At 47.0% G+C, this 18968-nt stretch carries 18 protein-coding genes; 4 read left to right on the top strand and 14 right to left on the bottom strand.

Features of this window, described 5'->3' with window-relative positions; translation table 11 throughout:
• Window positions 1-185 precede the first annotated feature (185 nt).
• The 4 genes from ACR32F_RS07080 to cysT are packed head-to-tail and all read right to left on the bottom strand — an operon-like array spanning window position 186 to window position 3976.
• Window positions 186-1244 carry a sulfate ABC transporter substrate-binding protein gene (locus tag ACR32F_RS07080; protein WP_440117459.1) on the bottom strand — a complete coding sequence of 353 codons (1059 nt, stop codon included), beginning with the start codon at window positions 1242-1244 and terminating at the stop codon, window positions 186-188.
• Between the two features lie 56 nt (window positions 1245-1300).
• A complete protein-coding gene (locus ACR32F_RS07075; RefSeq protein ID WP_440117457.1) occupies window positions 1301-2365 on the bottom strand; it encodes a sulfate/molybdate ABC transporter ATP-binding protein in 1065 nt (354 codons plus the stop codon).
• Window position 2366: 1 nt separating this feature from the next.
• Window positions 2367-3164 carry a sulfate ABC transporter permease subunit gene (locus ACR32F_RS07070; RefSeq protein ID WP_440117455.1) on the bottom strand — a complete coding sequence of 266 codons (798 nt, stop codon included), beginning with the start codon at window positions 3162-3164 and terminating at the stop codon, window positions 2367-2369.
• Window positions 3161-3976, bottom strand: coding sequence for a sulfate ABC transporter permease subunit CysT (gene cysT / locus ACR32F_RS07065; RefSeq protein ID WP_440117453.1), 816 nt, complete (start codon window positions 3974-3976; stop codon window positions 3161-3163). Before cysT ends, ACR32F_RS07070 begins: the two co-directional genes overlap by 4 nt.
• Window positions 3977-4472: 496 nt before the next feature.
• Between cysT and ACR32F_RS07060 the strand changes: the two genes are divergently transcribed.
• Entirely contained in the window at window positions 4473-4874 is a 402-nt protein-coding gene (locus ACR32F_RS07060) for a secondary thiamine-phosphate synthase enzyme YjbQ (RefSeq protein WP_440117451.1), read from the top strand.
• 185 nt (window positions 4875-5059) lie between these two features.
• Here the strand turns inward: ACR32F_RS07060 and ACR32F_RS07055 are convergent, their stop codons facing one another.
• The 5 genes from ACR32F_RS07055 to tkt all read right to left on the bottom strand — a co-directional run bounded on the left by ACR32F_RS07055 (window position 5060) and on the right by tkt (window position 10693).
• Window positions 5060-5662: a TetR/AcrR family transcriptional regulator gene (locus ACR32F_RS07055; protein ID WP_440117449.1), complete on the bottom strand. Its 603-nt coding sequence runs from the start codon at window positions 5660-5662 to the stop codon at window positions 5060-5062.
• A 5-nt stretch (window positions 5663-5667) separates the two neighbouring features.
• On the bottom strand, window positions 5668-6300 hold the full coding sequence (locus ACR32F_RS07050) for a YigZ family protein (protein WP_440117447.1): 633 nt from the start codon (window positions 6298-6300) through the stop codon (window positions 5668-5670).
• Window positions 6301-6468: 168 nt separating this feature from the next.
• A complete protein-coding gene (locus tag ACR32F_RS07045; RefSeq protein WP_440117445.1) occupies window positions 6469-7824 on the bottom strand; it encodes a glucose-6-phosphate isomerase in 1356 nt (451 codons plus the stop codon).
• Window positions 7825-8190: 366 nt separating this feature from the next.
• Window positions 8191-8508 carry a pyrimidine/purine nucleoside phosphorylase gene (locus tag ACR32F_RS07040; protein ID WP_017689983.1) on the bottom strand — a complete coding sequence of 106 codons (318 nt, stop codon included), beginning with the start codon at window positions 8506-8508 and terminating at the stop codon, window positions 8191-8193.
• Between the two features lie 142 nt (window positions 8509-8650).
• Window positions 8651-10693 carry a transketolase gene (tkt, locus tag ACR32F_RS07035; protein WP_440117442.1) on the bottom strand — a complete coding sequence of 681 codons (2043 nt, stop codon included), beginning with the start codon at window positions 10691-10693 and terminating at the stop codon, window positions 8651-8653.
• Window positions 10694-11124: 431 nt separating this feature from the next.
• On the opposite strand from tkt, the gene ACR32F_RS07030 reads away from it, so the two are divergent.
• Complete coding sequence (locus tag ACR32F_RS07030) at window positions 11125-11601, top strand: hypothetical protein (protein ID WP_440117440.1); 477 nt, start codon at window positions 11125-11127, stop codon at window positions 11599-11601.
• A 75-nt stretch (window positions 11602-11676) separates the two neighbouring features.
• Here ACR32F_RS07030 and purU read toward each other — a convergent pair whose 3' ends face one another.
• Both purU and ACR32F_RS07020 read right to left on the bottom strand, forming a co-directional pair.
• Window positions 11677-12570 carry a formyltetrahydrofolate deformylase gene (gene purU / locus ACR32F_RS07025; protein ID WP_440117438.1) on the bottom strand — a complete coding sequence of 298 codons (894 nt, stop codon included), beginning with the start codon at window positions 12568-12570 and terminating at the stop codon, window positions 11677-11679.
• A 43-nt stretch (window positions 12571-12613) separates the two neighbouring features.
• Window positions 12614-13720, bottom strand: a complete 1107-nt coding sequence (locus tag ACR32F_RS07020; RefSeq protein ID WP_440119722.1) for a deoxyribonuclease IV — start codon at window positions 13718-13720, stop codon at window positions 12614-12616.
• 170 nt (window positions 13721-13890) lie between these two features.
• On the opposite strand from ACR32F_RS07020, the gene ACR32F_RS07015 reads away from it, so the two are divergent.
• Both ACR32F_RS07015 and ACR32F_RS07010 read left to right on the top strand, forming a co-directional pair.
• On the top strand, window positions 13891-14358 hold the full coding sequence (locus tag ACR32F_RS07015; protein WP_440117436.1) for a DUF2621 domain-containing protein: 468 nt from the start codon (window positions 13891-13893) through the stop codon (window positions 14356-14358).
• Between the two features lie 242 nt (window positions 14359-14600).
• Entirely contained in the window at window positions 14601-15512 is a 912-nt protein-coding gene (locus tag ACR32F_RS07010; RefSeq protein ID WP_440117434.1) for a TIGR01777 family oxidoreductase, read from the top strand.
• Here the strand turns inward: ACR32F_RS07010 and ACR32F_RS07005 are convergent.
• Genes ACR32F_RS07005 through ACR32F_RS06995 form a run of 3 tightly spaced genes read right to left on the bottom strand, consistent with a single transcriptional unit; the run spans window position 15501 to window position 18960 of the window.
• Window positions 15501-17351, bottom strand: a complete 1851-nt coding sequence (locus tag ACR32F_RS07005) for a DUF6382 domain-containing protein (RefSeq protein WP_440117432.1) — start codon at window positions 17349-17351, stop codon at window positions 15501-15503. The two genes, ACR32F_RS07010 and ACR32F_RS07005, sit on opposite strands and share 12 nt — an antisense overlap.
• 38 nt (window positions 17352-17389) lie before the next feature.
• Complete coding sequence (locus ACR32F_RS07000) at window positions 17390-17893, bottom strand: A24 family peptidase (protein ID WP_440117430.1); 504 nt, start codon at window positions 17891-17893, stop codon at window positions 17390-17392.
• Between the two features lie 17 nt (window positions 17894-17910).
• Window positions 17911-18960, bottom strand: coding sequence for a TadE/TadG family type IV pilus assembly protein (locus ACR32F_RS06995; RefSeq protein ID WP_440117428.1), 1050 nt, complete (start codon window positions 18958-18960; stop codon window positions 17911-17913).
• Between the last annotated feature and the right edge of the window lie 8 nt (window positions 18961-18968).

Raw genomic sequence — 18968 nt, 5'->3', positions numbered from 1 at the left:
TAGTATAGCAAGGATTCGACAAAAAGCAACGCTTTTTTCCAACTTAACCTATCGGCTTTAAATGAAATCGCATTATTGTCCAGTTATGAAAAAAACCTCCAACTTCACTCGGTTTCAGTGAACTGAAGGTTTTCCATATTGATAAACGAATGAATTTAACGTTCGAGTGCTGCTCGTTGTGCCGTCTATAATCCTGCCAATACCTGATACCACACACCGCGTTTGGAATACAGCGTGCTCCGCACCTCGTCCCATCCACCCAGATAGTTGATATCGAACAGCCCTGCTGGCGTTGGGAATGTAGACTTGGTCTCGGCAAAAACATCAGGATCTACTGCACGGAATCCATGTTTAGCAAAAATGCGCTGTGCTTCTGGTGTGCGCAGATAAGCTACAAAGGCTTCAGCCAATCCTCGATTCCCATGTTTATCAGCGTATTTATCCACTACCACCGCAGGATTCTCAATCAGAATCGTATTTTTGGGAACGACGATGTCATACTTTACACCTTTGGCGATCCGGGCGAGCAATTCATTCTCATACGTGACGATCACATCACCAACACCATATTCGAATGCCGCCATCGAAGATCGACCGCTTTTGTCCAGCGACTCAACGTTGTGATGCACCTTTTCCAGAAAAGCTTTGGCTGCAGCAGGATCTTTCTTGCCCTGCTCTTCCGACAACTTAAGCCCTGCACCGTAGATGGCATTAATATCCCACTGTGCACCGCCAGATGTCTTCGGATTAGGATAAAGCACCTTCACTCCCGGTTTGGTCAAATCTTCAAAATCGCGAATACCAAGCGGATTGCCCGCTCTTGTGCCAAGAACGACAATCGAACGGGTAATCATGCCATCATTCGGAGTCTGCTTCCAATCGGAGGTCACCAGGTCAGCCTTCACCAGCTTATCGATGTCACTCTCCATCGCAAGCAGTGCGACATCAGCCTCGAATCCACCAACAATGGCTCTTGCTTGTGTACCGGAAGCTTCATAGGATTCCTGAAAGTTAACCGTCTGTCCGGTCTTCGCTTTCCACTCCTCCTGGAACTTGGGTAACAGCTCGCCTACAGCATCTTTGGCTACACTATAAGCACCAATGACCAGCGTATTGGATGCATCTGCTGAGGCTCCATTCTGTTCGCCTGCCGCTTCCTGCTTACTACATCCGACGGTCATGCAGACGAGCAGAAGCATGAGGACAACGTATAAAGGTATGATTTTCTTCTTCCTCGTCTGCATGAGCAGCACCTCTCTCCAAAAGTCTACATCGATGCTTTAACAGGACATGTTCTGATTTAAATCATTACTGGCATTGGATCTTCCTTCAACCGATTCTCAACCACCCAACTGTTGAAATCGTTGAACAGATATGCACGGTGTACAAGGACTCTAATCTGTTGACCGATCTCCAATGTCGTTTTCTCCAGCGAACGATACGTGATTAACTTGTGACCTTGCACTTCTACCTCGACCATCCACTCACTTCCGCGGAAATGTAGATGCCTTACTGTACCCTTTTCTGTAGCCGATAGCATGGTGAACTCGTTTTTCAAGCCAATCTCGATATATTCCGGCCTGATCAGGGCCCGTGTATGTTCACCCTCGACTGCATGTTCGAAACCTTTCAGCTGTGAGGCATCCTCGACAACCGTCGACTCTCCGATAAATGTGGCGACAAAAGGCGTCTGTGGGTTTTTGTAAATATCCCATGGCGTCCCCTTCTGTTCCAGACGACCTTGACTGATAATCATGATTTCGTCTGCCACTTCAATCGCTTCATCCTGGTCATGTGTCACAAAAATCGAAGTGATGCCGACTCGCTCAATTAGCTCTCTCAGCCATGAACGCAGCTCCTGGCGGATCTTGGCATCAATGGCCGCGAAGGGTTCATCCAGCAGCAACAGTTGCGGCTCTGGGGCCAATGCTCTGGCAAAAGCAACACGCTGTCGCTGTCCACCCGATAATTGATGCGGATACCGCTGTTCGAATCCTTTCAGCCCCGTCAGTTCAACCAGTTCCATCACCCGATCCCGGATCTGGGCTTTAGGTGTCTTTTTGACCTTGAGTCCAAAGGAGATATTCTCAAATACCGTCATGTGTTTGAACAATGCATAGTTCTGAAATACAAATCCGATGCCCCGCTCCTGCGGAGGCAGATGGTTTACGACCTGACCGTGAAAGCGAATCTCTCCGGAACCCGGATTCTCAAGACCGGCAAGCATCCGCAGAATGGACGTTTTCCCGCCTCCGCTGGGTCCCAGCAGACCGATCAGATGGCCTTTGGCAATATCGAACGAGACATCTTTTACCGCATGAAAATCACCGAAATGTTTGTTCAGATCACGAACTTCAACATGCATATCAATGCACTTCCTTTCGCTTCTTGGCCCATTCCATCATAAGCAGCAGCAGGGCGGAGAAGGTGACCAGCACCAATGCCACACCATTTGCTGCAGCAACGTTAAAATTCTCAACATCCTGATATACCAATGTTGTTGCCGTCTGCGTTTTGTTCATAATGTTGCCCGATACAACCAGTACCGCACCGAATTCCCCAAGTGAGCGCGCAACCGTCAGCACAAGACCGTATACGACCGCCCAGCGGATCGAAGGCCAGGTGACACTCCAGAACGTTCTCCAGCCGTAGGCACCAAGTGTAGATGCTGCTTCCTCTTGCTGTGAACCGAGTTCCTGCAGTACAGGCATGACCTCTCTCACCATCAGTGGAAATGTAACAAATAACGTTGCGATCACCATTCCTGGAAAAGCATAGACCACATTGAATCCGATGCCTTCAAAGAAAGCACCCATAATGCTGTTGGGACCGAGCAGCAATACAATCATTAAGCCGCCAATAACAGGCGATACGGCATAGGGAAGATCCACAATGCTGTTAAGCAGCCCTTTTATCCGATTACTGAGCCACCCGGCACGAACCAGATACAGGGCCATCATGATGCCAAACAATGTATTTAACAAGGTGACTACCAGGACAACCAGTCCGGTCATCATCAAGGCGTGTAACGCCTCAGGACGCATCAGTCCCTTCAGGAATCCGCCAGCCCCGTCTTCAAATGCTCCAATAAAAATACGTCCGAGCGGGATGATCAGCAGTACAATAAATACCGCAAACGTCAGTCCGATTAACAGCCGTCTCATCGTCTTCTCCCCCGCATCTGCACCAGATTAATCAGCCAGAGGATCAGAAAGGAGAGCGTCAGGAGCATCACGGATACTGCAGCAGCTCCCGTTGGATTATCACTTTCAATCTCCCCGTAGATAAATACGGAAGCGGTCAGTGTTCTTCCCGGAATGTTGCCAGCCACCAGTACGACGGCCCCGAATTCAGCCAATCCTCTGGAGAATGCCAGCATACCTCCACTGATCATGCCAGGAGCCATGGATGGCAGAATAACCTGCATGAACGTGCGGGCCTTGGATGCCCCCATCGTGTACGATGCCTCTTCCTCGGAAGGATCAATTTCTTCGAGCAAAGGCTGCACCGCACGGATAACAAATGGGAACGTAACAAAGGTCATCGCTATCACAATCGCGGGCTGGTGAAATACAATCTCGAAGCCCATGGATTCCGCCAATCTCCCAATGGCACTGCCCGGACCCAAAAGCAGCATGATCATCAAGCCACCCACCGCTGTGGGCAGTGCAAACGGGAGATCAACCAGACTGTTGAGCAACGATCTGCCGACAAAGCGGTATCGTGTCAGCACCCAAGCAACCATCGTGCCCACAATTACGTTGATCACCGTGGCAATCACGGCCAGTCGAATCGTCAACAGTACGGCTTTCCACGCAATCGGGTCCATGATGCTCTGCGCAAAGTTGCTCCATCCTTCGGAGAAGGAATTGACGTACACACCGATGATTGGAAGTACAATGAGTACGATAAAATATAACAATACTGTACTGCGAAATCCCCAAGTCCATCCCTTATGACGAAGAACGGTATTCATTGCTGCGTTCCCTCCCAGCCTCCGGCTCTAGTTCCGGTCGGCAGTCTCCCTGCTTTGGTACGACATTTTTCCTAAGTTGGATTATATTACTTTAATATTATTCCCATTAGTCTACTTGGTATTTACTTATCTGATACTTTACCAGTTTGCAGTGCTAATCGTCAATGCTTTTATTGAATATTATTGGAGCACATATGAGATGGATTAATAAAAATTACACTGCCCACTACGCGGCCAGAACAACCTTCCGATCGCTGTTATCCCCAGATTTCTTTGATCCCCATTTTTTAAGGGGAAATCCGGGAATAAAGGCGAAGCGTATGCTTCCGAAGCAGCTTTCTTACAGAAAGCTTTTAACTTTCGCTTCTTCAGGTTATTTCTGTCCTCTTCGTTATCGTGTAATTCACATATTCATCTTCATATGTGGTTTGTTTGGATGGTAGTGGTTAAGGTACAATTTAGGGGACACAATTTACAGCAAAAGGAGTGATGTACTATGTTGCTTACGAAAAGTTTATCGACATCCAGACGGGATGAAGTGAAGGATATTACGCGGGAAGTGGAACAGGCTGTCCGGAGTAGTGGTGTGCAGAACGGAACCGTATTGATATACTGCCCACATACGACCGCAGGTATTGCCATTAACGAAAATGCAGACCCGGATGTCAAACATGACGTTTTGCTGCGTCTGGATGAAGTATACCCCTGGGAGCATCCTGAGTATCGACATGCGGAAGGCAATACCGCCTCTCACCTCAAGTCGATTACAACCGGACCATCCCAAACAGTCATTATTCATGAAGGCAGATTACTGCTTGGCCGATGGCAGGGGATCTATTTTTGCGAATTCGATGGTCCTCGCCAAAGAGAATACTTTCTCAAAATTATGGAAGGTTAGTTTCGGCCTAATAAGCTTGCCGTCCATTCATTTGTGCAAACACAAACAGGCGGTCCACCCTATATCCGGGTACGGAGCCGCCTGGCTTGGTCTTCCTCGCGCAAAAACTTTCGCGAGACAACGTTATAAAGAATTAAAGTTATGACAAATCACCGCCCTGAAGTGTAAGTGCAACAAAAGCGTCATTATTGGACGCCAGGCTGCTGCCCCAGATTGCGACACAACACTTTGACATGCGAGAGCGCAGCCGATTCAATCTCCACAAACGTTACACGATCCTGAATGTAATAAGAAATGAATCCGTGCATAGCCAAAAATAGCGTACGCGGTACACTCTGAGTATCCTCTTCCGTACAACCTTCTTCATTCATGTACTGCCGAATAATTGAAGCAAACAATTCGAAGCAGCGTCCCTGTTCGGTACGACAATAAGACAATAACTCTTCGTCCCGAATCATGAACATGATTTCATACTGATACGGATTTTCCAAACCAAATCGAATAAACTCCATCATGATATGTTCCACCTTGCTCACGCCATCACGAACTGGCCTGACCATGGCTTGCAGCAGCAGATGCCCCAGATGATTGAAATCTTGAACCACGATAGCGTAGAACAGCTCTGCCTTTTCCTTGAAATGATAATACAGCGACCCATGACTATAGCCCAGATGCTGGCCGATGCTTCGCATCGAAATGGCGCGGTATCCTTTGGTAATAAAAAGATGCCTCGCCGCCTCCAGTATCCGCTCCCTCGACAACTCCTGTTCGACTGCTCTTCTAGCCATATATTTTATTCCCCTTCAATAAAATAAAGCCGCTGTCCCTCCGTGATCCGGGATTGCCCTTGCGTCAAATCCGTGATCCAGGCTACGAATGCCTCGGTTTCACTATCCGGCGGAAGACAAGTCAACGTAACCTTATCGGTGAATCCAGTTTCACCAGTACGGACTTCCCGGCTCCTTAATTCATTTTCCACTTTGCCAAGCCATGTGTAATCCAGTTCAACAAATACTTCACGATGTAGCACTTTGGTGATGACTTCTCCTGCTTCACTGGCCGCTACAGCTCCGTCGGTATAAGCACGAATTAACCCACCAGCTCCAAGCATAATCCCCCCGAAATAACGTGTAACTACAATCGCAACATTTTTCAATTGCTGATTTCGAATGACCTCCAGAATCGGTTTCCCGGCAGTTCCGCTCGGTTCCCCATCATCGGATTGCTTCTGGATCTCATCCCGCTCGCCAATCATGTATGCAGAGCAGTTATGAGTCGCATTCCAATGTTTTTTCTTGATTTCATCGATAAAAGCAACCGCTTCCTCTTCCGTCGTGACTGGCATAATATGACCGATAAATCGCGACTTCTTGATTACAATTTCCAGATTGCCCGGTCCTCGAACCGTGCGATAACGTTCAATCATTCCTATCCAACTTTCCATTTTGATCCATTTTACAAGAAAGCAGTTCCCCGCGCGGACGCGGACGAACTGCCTTTGGTTAACATTTGAGAAGCTTTGCATCATTACTAACACCATGATTCCCCAATGAAATTACAATACCTTATTTAACTATATGAGCAGAGCGATGAATTATTCGGAAAGTCTCGCTTCAAGCGCTGCTTTCTCTTCTTCAAAGCCTGGTTTGCCCAACAATGCGAACATATTTTTCTTGTAAGCTTCCACGCCTGGTTGGTCAAAAGGATTGACGCCCAGCAGGTAGCCGCTAATGCCACAAGCTTTTTCAAAGAAGTATACCAGATATCCGAAAGAATATGGAGACATATCTGGAATGTTCACAATCAGGTTTGGTACTTGACCATCTGTATGTGCAAGCAATGTTCCCTGGAACGCTTTTTTGTTAACAAAGTCCATTGTTTTGCCTTCAAGGAAGTTCAATCCATCCAGATCATCCGGATCGGATTTAATCGAGATATGCTCCGCAACTTCAGTAACCTGAATGACTGTTTCGAAGATGTTTCGGCTACCTTCCTGGATGAACTGACCCATGGAGTGCAAGTCTGTAGAGAAATCAACGGATGCAGGATAGATCCCTTTATAGTCTTTACCTTCACTCTCTCCGAATAGCTGTTTCCACCACTCGGACACGAAGTGCAAGGAAGGTTCATAGTTCACAAGAATTTCAGTGCCTTTGCCTTTGCGATACAAAGCGTTACGAACAGCCGCATATTGATAAGCCTCATTCTCAGCTACGTTCGGGTTGCTGTATTCCTTGGATGCGTCAGCCGCACCTTCCATCATTTCTTCGATACTGATACCGGCTGCTGCGATTGGCAGCAAACCTACAGCCGTCAGAACAGAGTAACGTCCACCTACATCATCCGGGATAATGAAGGATTCATAGCCTTCTGCATTGGCCAGTTCTTTCAGTGCACCGCGCGCTTTGTCTGTTGTAGCATAGATGCGTTTGCGGGCCTCTTCCTTACCGTATTTCTCCTCCAGTGCTGCACGGAAAATGCGGAATGCAATTGCCGGCTCGGTTGTTGTACCCGATTTGGAAATTACGTTGACGGAGAAGTCTTTGCCTTCAACCAGATCCAGCAAATGAGTGACATATGTGGAACTGATATTGTTTCCTGCAAAATAGATTTCAGGCGTTTTGCGTTTGTCTTTTGGCAGGTTGTTATAGAAAGAGTGTGTCAGCATTTCAATCGCTGCACGTGCACCCAGGTAAGATCCACCAATACCGATAACGATCAGTACTTCGGAGTCGCTTTGGATTTTGGCAGCTGCTTTTTGAATGCGGGAGAACTCTTCTTTGTCATATGCGGTCGGCAGGTCAATCCAGCCCAGATAATCGGAGCCTGTTCCTGTTCCGTTGTGGAGCTGCTCGTGAGCCAGACGAATCGGTTCAGCGAAATAGTCCACTTCGTGCTGATTTACAAATTGCAATGCCGTGCTATAGTCAAATGTCACTTTTTTTGCCATGATCTCAAAAACCTCCTGATTTCGGTTATATTGCGTGTTCAAAAAGATCGGTTTTCAGTACCGAGAAGATGGGATGAAGCTAGAAATGGAGTAGCGGAGCGTAGGAAAACTACGTGAGCAACGGACATTTCGGCTGAATTCCATATTCGATGCTGATGATGCCACCAGGCATCCTTTGTAATCAAAAGCGGACTTTTTGAACAACCTCTTATATTATTTCCGTATTCCATTCTAAACAACTTAGCCTAAGGATACTTCAAATCCACGGGGCTGACAAGCTTGAAGCTCGAACTTTGTCGTTAGAATTGAAGAAGCAAAAAGGGTAAACCGAATCCGCACGTCGCGGTTCTGCTTACCCTTCTTATGTTATTCCGCCGGGTACGAGCAGACGTAGTCGGTAACGCTGCGTATCTCCAGTTTGAATTTGGATTCGGCAGGCACGTGAAACGTAGCTTGACCTTGAATCTCTTGCCACTCTTCTTCTCCGGGAAGTAATACTTTCAGATCTCCGGACAGAATCTCCATGATTTCACGGGAATCCGTACCGAACTCATAACTGCCTGGAAGCATGATGCCCAAAGTCACTTTGCTGCCATCCCCCAAAATAACCGTTCTGCTGGTTACCTGACCATCATAATAAATGTTGGCCTCTTTCACTACACTGACTTGATCGAATTGTGACATGCGTACCCGCTCCCCTGAAGTTAGTGAAAACAAAAGGCAAAACAGATCAGGGTGATAACACCCATACTCTGCGGAAATAACTTACTGCTATGGTTCAGGACAGCGTGGAGCTCTCCCGACCATAGCATCACTTATGAAGCTATTACAGCAATGCTTTCACGCGGCTAACCACGTTGTCCACTGTAAAGCCATACTCTTGGATGACACGGTCGCCAGGCGCGGATGCACCAAATGTGCTGATTCCGAGAATGTCACCTTGATCGCCAACATATTTCTCCCAGCCCATTGGATAAGCCATTTCAATCGCAAGACGAGCTTTAACATCCGGAAGAAGAACGGACTCTTTGTAAGCTTTGTCTTGTTTCTCGAACAGATCCCAGCTTGGCATGCTGATTACGCGAACCTGGATGCCTTGTTCAGCCAGTGCTGCTTGAGCTTTAACAGCCAATTGCACTTCGGAACCTGTTGCGATGATTTGTGCTACCGCTTTGCCGTCTTTTGCATCAGAGACAACATAAGCACCACGTTTCACGTTCTCACGTGAACCTTCAACCGTACCTTCCAGGATCGGCAGGTTTTGACGCGTGAGTACGAGTGCAACCGGGTTGCTCTTGTTCTCAAGCGCGTAAGCCCAAGCAGCCGAAGTTTCATTACCGTCAGCCGGACGAATGACCGTCAGGTTCGGAATGATACGCAGGGATGCCAGTTGCTCGATTGGTTCGTGCGTAGGACCGTCTTCACCAACAGCGATACTGTCGTGAGTCAGGACATACGTTACAGGCAATCCCATCAGGGCAGCCAGACGAACAGCCGGACGCAGGTAATCGGTGAATACAAAGAACGTACCTCCGAATACTTTCACACCACTGTGCAGCGCCATACCGTTCATTGCTCCAGCCATACCGAATTCACGGATACCGAAGTAGATGTTACGGCCGGAGTAATCTTCAGGTGTGAAGTTCTCCAGGTTGTTCAGGTGAGTCATTGTGGAGCTTTCCAAGTCAGCAGATCCGCCTGTCAGTTGTGGCACGTTGTGCGCCAGACCGTTCAGAGCGTTACCGGATGCTACACGAGTGGAAAGAGCTTTGTCTGTTGCTGCATATTTAGGAAGATCACGGTCCCATCCTTCTGGAAGGTCGCCGTTAATCGCTGTTTCGAATTGAGCTGCCAGCTCAGGGAATGCTTTTTTGTACTCGGCAAATTTCTCGTCCCAAGCTTTGTTAGCAGAGATACCACGATCTTTTACTTGTGCAAAGTGATCGCGAACTTCAGCGGGTACGTGGAAGTTTTCTTCATAAACCCATTTGTAATACTCTTTAGTCAATTTGGCTTCGTCTGCACCCAGTGGAGATCCGTGAGTACCGCCGTGGCCGCCTTTACCTTGTTTGTTCGGGCTACCATAACCAATAACCGTTTTAACTTCGATCAGTGTAGGACGCAGTGTATCTGCTTGACCTTCCTGAATTGCTTTTTCGATTGCAGGCAGATCGTTACCATCTTCAACACGCAGCACCTGCCAGCCATAAGCTTCAAAACGCTTTGCAATGCTTTCGGAAGAAGACAGATCCAATTTACCATCCAATGTGATGTCATTGGAGTCGAACAACATGATCAGTTTGCCCAGGTGCAAACGTCCAGCCAGGGAAGCTGATTCATGAGATACGCCTTCCATCAAGTCACCATCACCACAGATTGCGTAAGTGTAGTGGTCAACTACGTTGAATTTGTCTTTATTGTATGTTGCGCCCAATTGAGCTTCAGCCATCGCCATACCTACAGCCATTGCAATACCTTGACCCAGAGGGCCGGTTGTTGCATCAACACCTGCAGTATGTCCGAATTCCGGGTGACCCGGTGTTTTGCTTCCCCATTGACGGAACTGTTTCAGTTCTTCCATCGGAAGATCATATCCGCTCAGGTGCAACAAGCTGTACAGCAACATGGAGCCGTGTCCTGCAGACAGGACAAAACGGTCCCGGTTAACCCAAGTTGGGTGGTCCGGGTTATGAGTCATCGTTTTTGCAAAAAGTTGGTACCCCATTGGAGCGGAGCCCATAGGCATACCCGGGTGTCCGGAATTTGCCTTCTCAATTGCATCAATCGCCAAAGTACGTACGGTAGTAATCGACAGGTTGTCGATCGTGTTGTTCTCGTCCTTTTGAATCGCTTCGTTCTTGTCAGTCATGGTTTGTCCTCCTCATGTCTTTAGATAAGTCGGGTGCGCAAGCGAATCCCTCTCATCATACAAGCAAACCGAATTTCACAATAAGTGAATCCGCTTGAGTGTTTCATTTTGACTTATTCACTTTTGTATTGTATCACTTGGCGTGAAGCTTTTCCATAACCTTCTTTTAGAAGTTCGTGAAAAATCAGCTGTTGGTGATGAGTATTCGCTTGCCTATGAAGCAAAAATCGCACTATACAAGGCACTTGAGCATATGGGCATAGTTAACGAGCCTTGCAAATCCATCGCATGAAGTATAACCTTTAACACAAAAACCATGCACTTTTTAGAATTAAAGCTCATTCTACACAGTATATCCTGAATATGGATTCGAAAGCCGGGCTGTAGTTTACTTTTCAAAGTAAGTGCGTCAATCATAGGAGGTCGCAATCATGTCAGACCCTGTTGTACACCCATCCAGATCGTCAAACACATCATTACCCTGGATATCGGGCATTTTAACGGGTATTCTCTCCGGAATTGTCCTAGGATTTTTCCTCAAAATGATTCAGGAATACAGCGGTGAAAAAGTATATACCCTGCTTCTAAATATCGATTTTGTGCCTGGGCTCCCGCCAACCTTACCCGAATTCATTGAGTTTACTTTGCATCTACTCGTGTCCGTTGTCATCGGCATCTTCTATATGTGGTGGGTCCGGCATTCAGGCCGCCCCATGTTCAAAGGAGTCTTGCTCGGTGCCGTCTCATCCCTGCTCTACATCCCACTTTCTCAATTGTCTTCACGTGTGCCAGACTTGTACGATGTGACAGCCATTCTCTACTGGGTAGTCGGACATCTTATATTCGGTATTGTTCTTGGCTTGTGCGGTAAGTATATGAACGCAAAAAAAGCGACTCCCGTTTCGTAAACGAATGGGGTCGCCTTTTTTTGTTGATCTATTATGTGGTTCCGAATCAACCTTGCACAGTATTAAAGCATAAGCTTAAAATACAACCGTTTTATTTTCATGAACAAGAACACGGTCTTCAACATGCCATTTCACGGCACGTGCGAGCACAACACGCTCAATGGTACGTCCAATCCGTTTCAGCTCGGTTACGTCATCCCCATGGCTTACACGCTGCACATCCTGTTCAATAATCGGTCCGCCATCCAGTTCTTCTGTAACATAGTGCGCTGTCGCGCCAATAATTTTGACACCACGGTTGTACGCTTGAGCATACGGTTTGCCGCCTACGAAGGCTGGCAGGAACGAGTGATGGATGTTGATGATCCGATTGCGATAATGTTCAATGAACATCGGAGAGATGATCTGCATATAACGCGCAAGGATAATAACGTCAATATCATCGCCTATCACGTCCAGCTGACGTTGTTCCGCTTCTTTCTTTGTATCTGCTGTAACCGGAATATGATGATATGGAATACCAAATGATTCTACATAATCCTTCATATCCAGGTGGTTGCTGACTACAAGAGAAATTTCAGCATCCAGGTCACCAGCCTGCCATTGCCACAACAATTCAACCAGACAGTGATCCTCTTTGGATACAAAGATGGCCAGTTTCTTCTTGCGGCTGACCGCAGAAAGCGTCCATTCCATTTGGAAACGACTTGCCACTTCTGCAAAATCGGCTTCAAGTTTCGGCAGATTGATCAACAACTGTGGAAGATCGAACTCAATTCGCATAAAGAACATGCCGCCAGCAGGGTCCATCGTGTACTGGTCGGACTGCACAATGTTTGCACCATGCTGGTGCAGGAAATGAGATACGGCAGCAACAATTCCTGGACCATCCGGACAGGAAATGAGCATGCGCGCCCGATCGGCGCGGTTTTTAGAATCAGGGCGTACTTGTTTAGCGTGGATCTCCATCGGGTTATTCTTCCTCCTTCAATTAGGCCATGACCTGCGGGGGTTAACCCGCAAGCCAGGCAATCAAGCGATGATTCAGTTGTTCTTCATTCAAATGTGGGAACAGTGCGGCTTCAGCCACCATGTCATACAGACGCTCCAATGGTTCGCGCGGATCTGCCTTTTTGGCTTTGGCATCATTTTTGAGCAACGTCCACACATCCAGAACATACGAACGGGACTCAATCTCTTTACCTTTGAAAAAGTGATGCAGCTGTTCCACTTCCGTCAGGAATTCCGGACCGAATCGACCGGCAACATCCCCACGAAGCAATGCAATCTCCACCTCATACATTGGACGCTGTGTCTTGGCCTCTTTGCCAATCCAAGGTGTCTCCAGGATGAATGGACGTCCTTGAAGCTTCTCATGGTTCACAATGCGGTTAATCGCCTCAAATCCGATCCAGCCAGAGCCAATCGGTGTATGACGGTCCTTGTGCGCTCCCACGGCATTCTTACTATCATTAATATGCATGACGGCAATGCGGTCAAGTCCTACCGTCCGGTCGAATTGTTCCAGTACACCGTCCAAATCATTAACGATATCGTAGCCGGCATCATGAATATGGCATGTATCCATGCATACGGTGAGGCGTTCGTTATACGTCACTTTCTCGATAATCTGGGCGATTTCTTCGAAACTGCGCCCCATCTCCGTTCCTTTACCAGCCATGGTTTCCAGAGCGATGTTAACATCCGTCTCTTTCACACCCTCCAGCACTTCATTCAACCCTTCTGCGATCCGTCCGATCCCATAGTGGGCATCCTTGTCTGTAAAAGCACCGGGATGCAATACAATGTTTTTGACACCAATGGCATGTGTACGGCGAATCTCTTCCTGAAGGAAATCTACAGCCAGTCTGTACGTGTTATCTTTGTAAGAGCCAAGATTAATAATATATGGTGCATGGACAACGATATCTTCCATACCATTCTCTTGCATGGCAAGCTTGCCTTCCTCAATATACATGGACTCAATTGGCTTGCGACGCGTATTCTGTGGTGCACCCGTATATATCATAAACGAACTGGAACCGTACGAGGACGCTTCCTTCGTTGCACTCAATAATCCCTTGTCCGAAAAGGACACGTGGGAGCCGATTTTCAGCATCATTGATCCCCCTTTTTCTGAATTATCCCTTATTCTAACGCGATTATCGAAATAAATCTAGAAATGCGCTATAATTCGGGTTAGAGGCTATTTTTGACAGTTAAAATGTGGAACATGGGTGGGCGGAATCCGTCTTTCCGTGAAAATCAATGAACCGAGGTGACTCCGCAATGATTTTCGACTCCTACGCTAGGATACTGACCAGCAGTTCCCCAAGCAATTGGTTTATGAATACGATTGCATTCTGGACTTTTTTATTGCTGGGCAGCATGTGTATCGGTGGATTTTTTATGATGCGCAAGTTTTTGAAAGTGCTACCCAAAGCAGACGGAAAGTCCAAACTCGATTGGCAAAATTATTGGGTTGAAGCCAGCCGTCACTTATGGACAGATGAAGCCAAAGCTTTTTTGGATCAACTTGTGGAGCCTGTACCTGGGCCGTTTCGTGACATCGCCAAACATTCCATTGCTGCAGAGATCGGTAAAATTGCAGTCGAAGACAACGCAACGGAAGTATCGAGAGATCATTGCATCAAAGGATACATTATAGCCACACCGAAGCGGGATAATAAGTTTTTGGTGAAATTTCTGGAGAAAAACAAAATCGATTATTCCCCTTATCAACACTTGATTAAATAAAATAAAAAGATGAGTTAAGCCGTATATGGATTTGGTTAATTAGATACATCAGCATTTCGATTTTGCATCATTCGCTTCAGACTTGTTGATTGAAAGACGCTCTTTGGATTTATGCGCAAATTGCTCACATATATGCTCCGTCAGGTAAGTCGTTCCCAACAGGCACTGCTTACCGTCCGGGGCTGTTTGTTGATTCGCGGATATATGTCAGCGCAGTGAAAATTACAGAGAGGATGTTTGATATGAAAATTGTCATTTGTGGAGGTACCGGGTTTGTGGGAGGAGCACTTGTGGATTACTGGCTGCAAGCCGGACACCATGTGAAAGTCATTACACGCAAACTGCCTGACTTGCATAATCCAAGTAAGAATCTTACATATATATCGTGGGAACAAGTTGAAGAGCAACCTCACTTGCTAGAAGGCGTGGATGCTCTCGTTAACCTTGCCGGAGAAACGTTGAATCAACGATGGACAACCAAAGCGAAGCTGAAGATTGTTGAATCCAGAGTAATGACTGTCGCCCGGGTAGCGCGATTGGTGGAATCACTGGAGCACAAACCCGAAGTTGTCGTTCAGGCTTCTGCCATGGCAATCTATGGCACCTCCCCTACCGAAACCTTCGATGAGAGCAGTCCGCAAAAATCCATAAATTTCCCCTCACGCGTCTCTGAGCAATGGGAAGTTGCTGCAGATGCGATCCAGAATGTGAGACTTGTGAAAATCCGGGTTAGCTTGGTACTCGGCCATAAAAAAGGTGCCTTTCCATTGATGAAACTTCCTTATATGCTAGGTGTCGGCGGCAAAATTGGGAGTGGAAAACAGTGGACCAGCTGGATTCACATCATGGATATCGTTCGACTAATTGATTTCACGATTCAAAATAAAGAAATTTTCGGTCCGGTGAATGCCTCCTCTCCCAACCCGGTTACCAACGATGAATTCGGGCGCACGGTAGGTAAAGTATATCATCGTCCACACTGGTTTCCCGTACCCGGTATTCTGATCAAAACACTGGTCGGAGAGCTCTCCGTAGTGCTGCTTCAAGGACAGCGAGTTATCCCGCAGAAATCGTTGGATCACGGCTTCCAGTTCACCTTTCCTACATTAACCCAGGCCCTTGAAGATCTGAAGCACCGCGGTCTATCCGACTGATCGATACGTGTAGACAGACTCCGCAAGAGAGAATGTATATCCATCTTCCAGCGGATATTCCTTGTACGGAGCAAGAACATTACCTTGAAGAATAGTTCCGTTGACGGAACCCAAATCCTTAATCACATAGCCCGATTTGTTCCGGCTCAATTCCACATGAGCACGGGACACACCGGTAGCTGTATCCACCCACTGAACCATGTCTGCCGATCTGCCAATCACAAATGATGCCCCGCGTACATCCATTCGCTCATGTGTGTCACTGGTTGCCGATCTTCGTTCCAGATAAAATGACGGTACCACCGGGCCCACTCCTGTTACGCCGCCTCCAGCAAGGCCTTGCAAGTTTACTGTCGCATCTGCAGCCACATCAGGACGGGCTAACTCCGATGTTACAGCCCCAGCTTCAGCTGAATGCTGGACAAACGGTGCTTCAGATACTTCGGATGGTATATGTAGATTTTGAAAGCGAGAACTTTCCTCTCCAGCTGATCTGGATTCAAAAGAATGCCTCATCTCTGATTGAGCACTTTGCATATCAGCAGAGCTCTGCTGACTGGTGTAACCCTGCGCATAAGAGTCACTTTCTGCCGACATTTCAGACGCATTCCAACGCCAGCTCTCCTGAAACATCTCTTCCTTATTCTCCTTCTGTTTGTCTCTACTTTTGCCCAATCCCAAAAAACCTTTATTCGCCCCATCTATACCTTGCGAATTAAACTTCGAATGACTCAGTTTACCTTTGCTTACCCATACCCAAACAGCTACCCCAAGCAATGCAAGACTCAAAACGGAAGAGAGGATCATCTGTGTCTGACCCGGTTGTTTCATATATATGAATCTCCATACTAATGCCATTGCCACCATACATCCCAGAATAATATAAGTCACTTTGGAAGATCCCGGTTTCTCCTCTACTTCCATAACATCACTCTGAAATGAATCCAACGTTTGAGGATGTCCCGGAACAGAACGATCTCGGGGCTGTAATGAGGACTCTCTCTGTGAGCCTTTGCCTGAAAAGCCTGATAAAGATTTGTTCATTGCTTCCTCTTGCTTGGCAGGGGGTATCTTCAGTTGGTGATCTGACTTCAACTGCTGCTGAGCACCATTCTGATTCGACTCACTGTAGTGGTATTGTCCCGATCTAATAAAAGGCTGCGCACTGGTATGATCTGCGGAATGTGGAGTAGTACCCAACATACCGTCAGTTGATTCAAACGTTCGTGAAGACAGAAATGCTGCACTCCCTGAGCCACTCTGCTCGTCAGCGTATAACCCTAGCAAGAGTTCACGAAGTTGTCTGGTATCCCAATACTCACTATCACATAACTGCAGGACACGCTGAATCCCTTCTCCCTGAAGTTCCTGTGCATGGGCCATGAGCCTGATAACCAGTTCGCGGAATTGCTGAGGAGTTGGATCAACCTCTACCGAATCGATAATCGGTACATATACCATTCCGAGTTCTCCCTGTTCTAGTGAACCATGGATAAATATGTACTCTTCCTGAATCATTAACTTCCGTGGGTCCAACATATATTGTCGGCATTCCGTGAAAGTATCTGCCAGCTGAAACAACAGGCCGTATAATACACGCAACTGGATTTTCCCAGATTTCAACAACTGGGATAACATTTTGTACCCTGAAATGTCATACTGCAAAGTTACATTCCGATCCAATTCCCGAATATGGACTGGTAGAAGTCGAGGAATTTCATTAGAAGACAACATCCCCATCTGTACACGACTCAGTTCGTCCATCCGTAATCCTTCCGGTTTCTCCAAAACCATAAACGCTCCACCGTTTCGAATAAAATCTCTCGTTAATCCATACATGCCAATCCTCTCTTTCCGTTAATAACTGATATTTTGTATTAACTCATGTAGATATAGGCGCTGATGAACCCGGGCAATACGGCTAGCATAAATGGAAACTTTAGTGTCTTTTCCTTGCTGACCAGTTTGAGCGAGCCCAGCATAAAGAACCCCGCAAGATTTCCTGCCATGCCGCGAATTCGATTAGCTGAGTCCTTACGGAACAACAGAATAACCAGTCCAATTGCCCCGGCATACAAAACAGAGTAGATCATAACGTGAATACCAAAGGCTAACCCCGTCCAAGCCCCAATGCCACCAAACAATTTAACATCTCCCGCACCTACCGCCCCGATTACATACATTAGGAACAATACACTGAAACAAGCTGCAAACCCGGCTGCCGAGAACAAGAACCCCTCCCAACCTCTCCAGATGATATGGGCCAGTATTCCCGAGACGGTCACTGGTAAAGTCAGCCGATTTGGAATTTTCATCGAACGAACATCTGTGATAAAAGCTGCAATGACGTACATGCTACATGCAATGTAAAACCACTCCATTTCCATCACCTCCTTCATTATGTTCTGGAAGCCACATTAAACTCGGTTTCCGTTTTGACACCATCTGCTGTCTCCACTACAAACGTCCATGTGCCCTCCGTTGTGCGTGTACCGACAAACCAGTTCCACTCAATCACACCATTCTCATCCGCGGTGGCCCAGCCGATGTGCTTGGCCGAGCTTTCGCCTGACTTGTAAAAAATCGTTAAATTAGCCGTAGCTCCAGGCTCTACCTTAACCTTAATTGTTGCATGGTTGCCTATGTATGCTGGTTCTGGCTTGGACAACACAATTGCTGCACCTGCAGAATCGGCGTCTCCACCACTACTACTTGAGCCCTCTCCTGTATCACCGATCCACACTCTTTCTGCTGCTGCAGCTTGAATACGTAAAGGTTTGCTGAGAAAGGGTACTTTAATCGGCAATTCATAACTCAATTCAAGCCTGAAATAAGGATTCGTTTTATTTTTGAGATCAGGTACAGAAATACCATTAACATGTACACGCTCAACATCCAGCAGAGTCGTCTCTATGAAAGGTTTAAGCAAGGGTTTTACTGCGGGATCAAGCACGGTTTCAATGACGGATGTCTTAATCTCCTGTAACGGTTGCTCACCTCTGGCCGCTGCTGTACGAACCCAATCACTTAATGGCTCGGGTAGTGAAGAGGCATACTCTTCGGCCCATTCCGTTAGGGATAACTCCGGTATTTTCCATCCACCTTCTGAGCCTCCACCGCCAGCTGAATCCGATGGCGTGAATACAAGAGAAACAGGATATATTTGAGTGGATAACTGCTTAACTGCCTCTCCTGCCGTGCTCTGCAACGCTGTTGAGACCAGAGTCATCTGCACAATGTAGATGAGAAACATGACGAAAAACAGAAAGACAGGCAGAACCAGTGAGGCTTCCAAAACGATGCTGCCCTGTTCTTTTTTTGAAAAAAGCACCTTTTGGGGAGAACGAATCTGCTCAGTTAAAGATTTCATTCTTTCCAGTCTGCGTACTCGTTTTAGCAGATTCAATACACGTGCCCATATTTTTCCCTGCTGATGTTGCTTATTCATAGTCCCTC

It is taken from the genome of Paenibacillus hebaui, from assembly GCF_051934385.1.
GTDB lineage: Bacteria > Bacillota > Bacilli > Paenibacillales > Paenibacillaceae > Paenibacillus.
Note: the sequence above shows the minus strand (reverse complement) of the source record. Positions and strands in the feature narration are given on the sequence as shown.

Bases quoted from the DNA above. Each gene is read 5' to 3' on its own strand.
- ACR32F_RS07080 (WP_440117459.1), bottom strand. From the start codon at position 1,244: ATGCAGACGAGGAAGAAGAAAATCATACCTTTATACGTTGTCCTCATG.
- ACR32F_RS07075 (WP_440117457.1), bottom strand. From the start codon at position 2,365: ATGCATGTTGAAGTTCGTGATCTGAACAAACATTTCGGTGATTTTCAT.
- ACR32F_RS07070 (WP_440117455.1), bottom strand. From the start codon at position 3,164: ATGAGACGGCTGTTAATCGGACTGACGTTTGCGGTATTTATTGTACTG.
- cysT (WP_440117453.1), bottom strand. From the start codon at position 3,976: ATGAATACCGTTCTTCGTCATAAGGGATGGACTTGGGGATTTCGCAGT.
- ACR32F_RS07060 (WP_440117451.1), top strand. From the start codon at position 4,473: ATGTTGCTTACGAAAAGTTTATCGACATCCAGACGGGATGAAGTGAAG.
- ACR32F_RS07055 (WP_440117449.1), bottom strand. From the start codon at position 5,662: ATGGCTAGAAGAGCAGTCGAACAGGAGTTGTCGAGGGAGCGGATACTG.
- ACR32F_RS07050 (WP_440117447.1), bottom strand. From the start codon at position 6,300: ATGATTGAACGTTATCGCACGGTTCGAGGACCGGGCAATCTGGAAATT.
- ACR32F_RS07045 (WP_440117445.1), bottom strand. From the start codon at position 7,824: ATGGCAAAAAAAGTGACATTTGACTATAGCACGGCATTGCAATTTGTA.
- ACR32F_RS07040 (WP_017689983.1), bottom strand. From the start codon at position 8,508: ATGTCACAATTCGATCAAGTCAGTGTAGTGAAAGAGGCCAACATTTAT.
- tkt (WP_440117442.1), bottom strand. From the start codon at position 10,693: ATGACTGACAAGAACGAAGCGATTCAAAAGGACGAGAACAACACGATC.
- ACR32F_RS07030 (WP_440117440.1), top strand. From the start codon at position 11,125: ATGTCAGACCCTGTTGTACACCCATCCAGATCGTCAAACACATCATTA.
- purU (WP_440117438.1), bottom strand. From the start codon at position 12,570: ATGGAGATCCACGCTAAACAAGTACGCCCTGATTCTAAAAACCGCGCC.
- ACR32F_RS07020 (WP_440119722.1), bottom strand. From the start codon at position 13,720: ATGCTGAAAATCGGCTCCCACGTGTCCTTTTCGGACAAGGGATTATTG.
- ACR32F_RS07015 (WP_440117436.1), top strand. From the start codon at position 13,891: ATGATTTTCGACTCCTACGCTAGGATACTGACCAGCAGTTCCCCAAGC.
- ACR32F_RS07010 (WP_440117434.1), top strand. From the start codon at position 14,601: ATGAAAATTGTCATTTGTGGAGGTACCGGGTTTGTGGGAGGAGCACTT.
- ACR32F_RS07005 (WP_440117432.1), bottom strand. From the start codon at position 17,351: ATGTATGGATTAACGAGAGATTTTATTCGAAACGGTGGAGCGTTTATG.
- ACR32F_RS07000 (WP_440117430.1), bottom strand. From the start codon at position 17,893: ATGGAGTGGTTTTACATTGCATGTAGCATGTACGTCATTGCAGCTTTT.
- ACR32F_RS06995 (WP_440117428.1), bottom strand. From the start codon at position 18,960: ATGAATAAGCAACATCAGCAGGGAAAAATATGGGCACGTGTATTGAAT.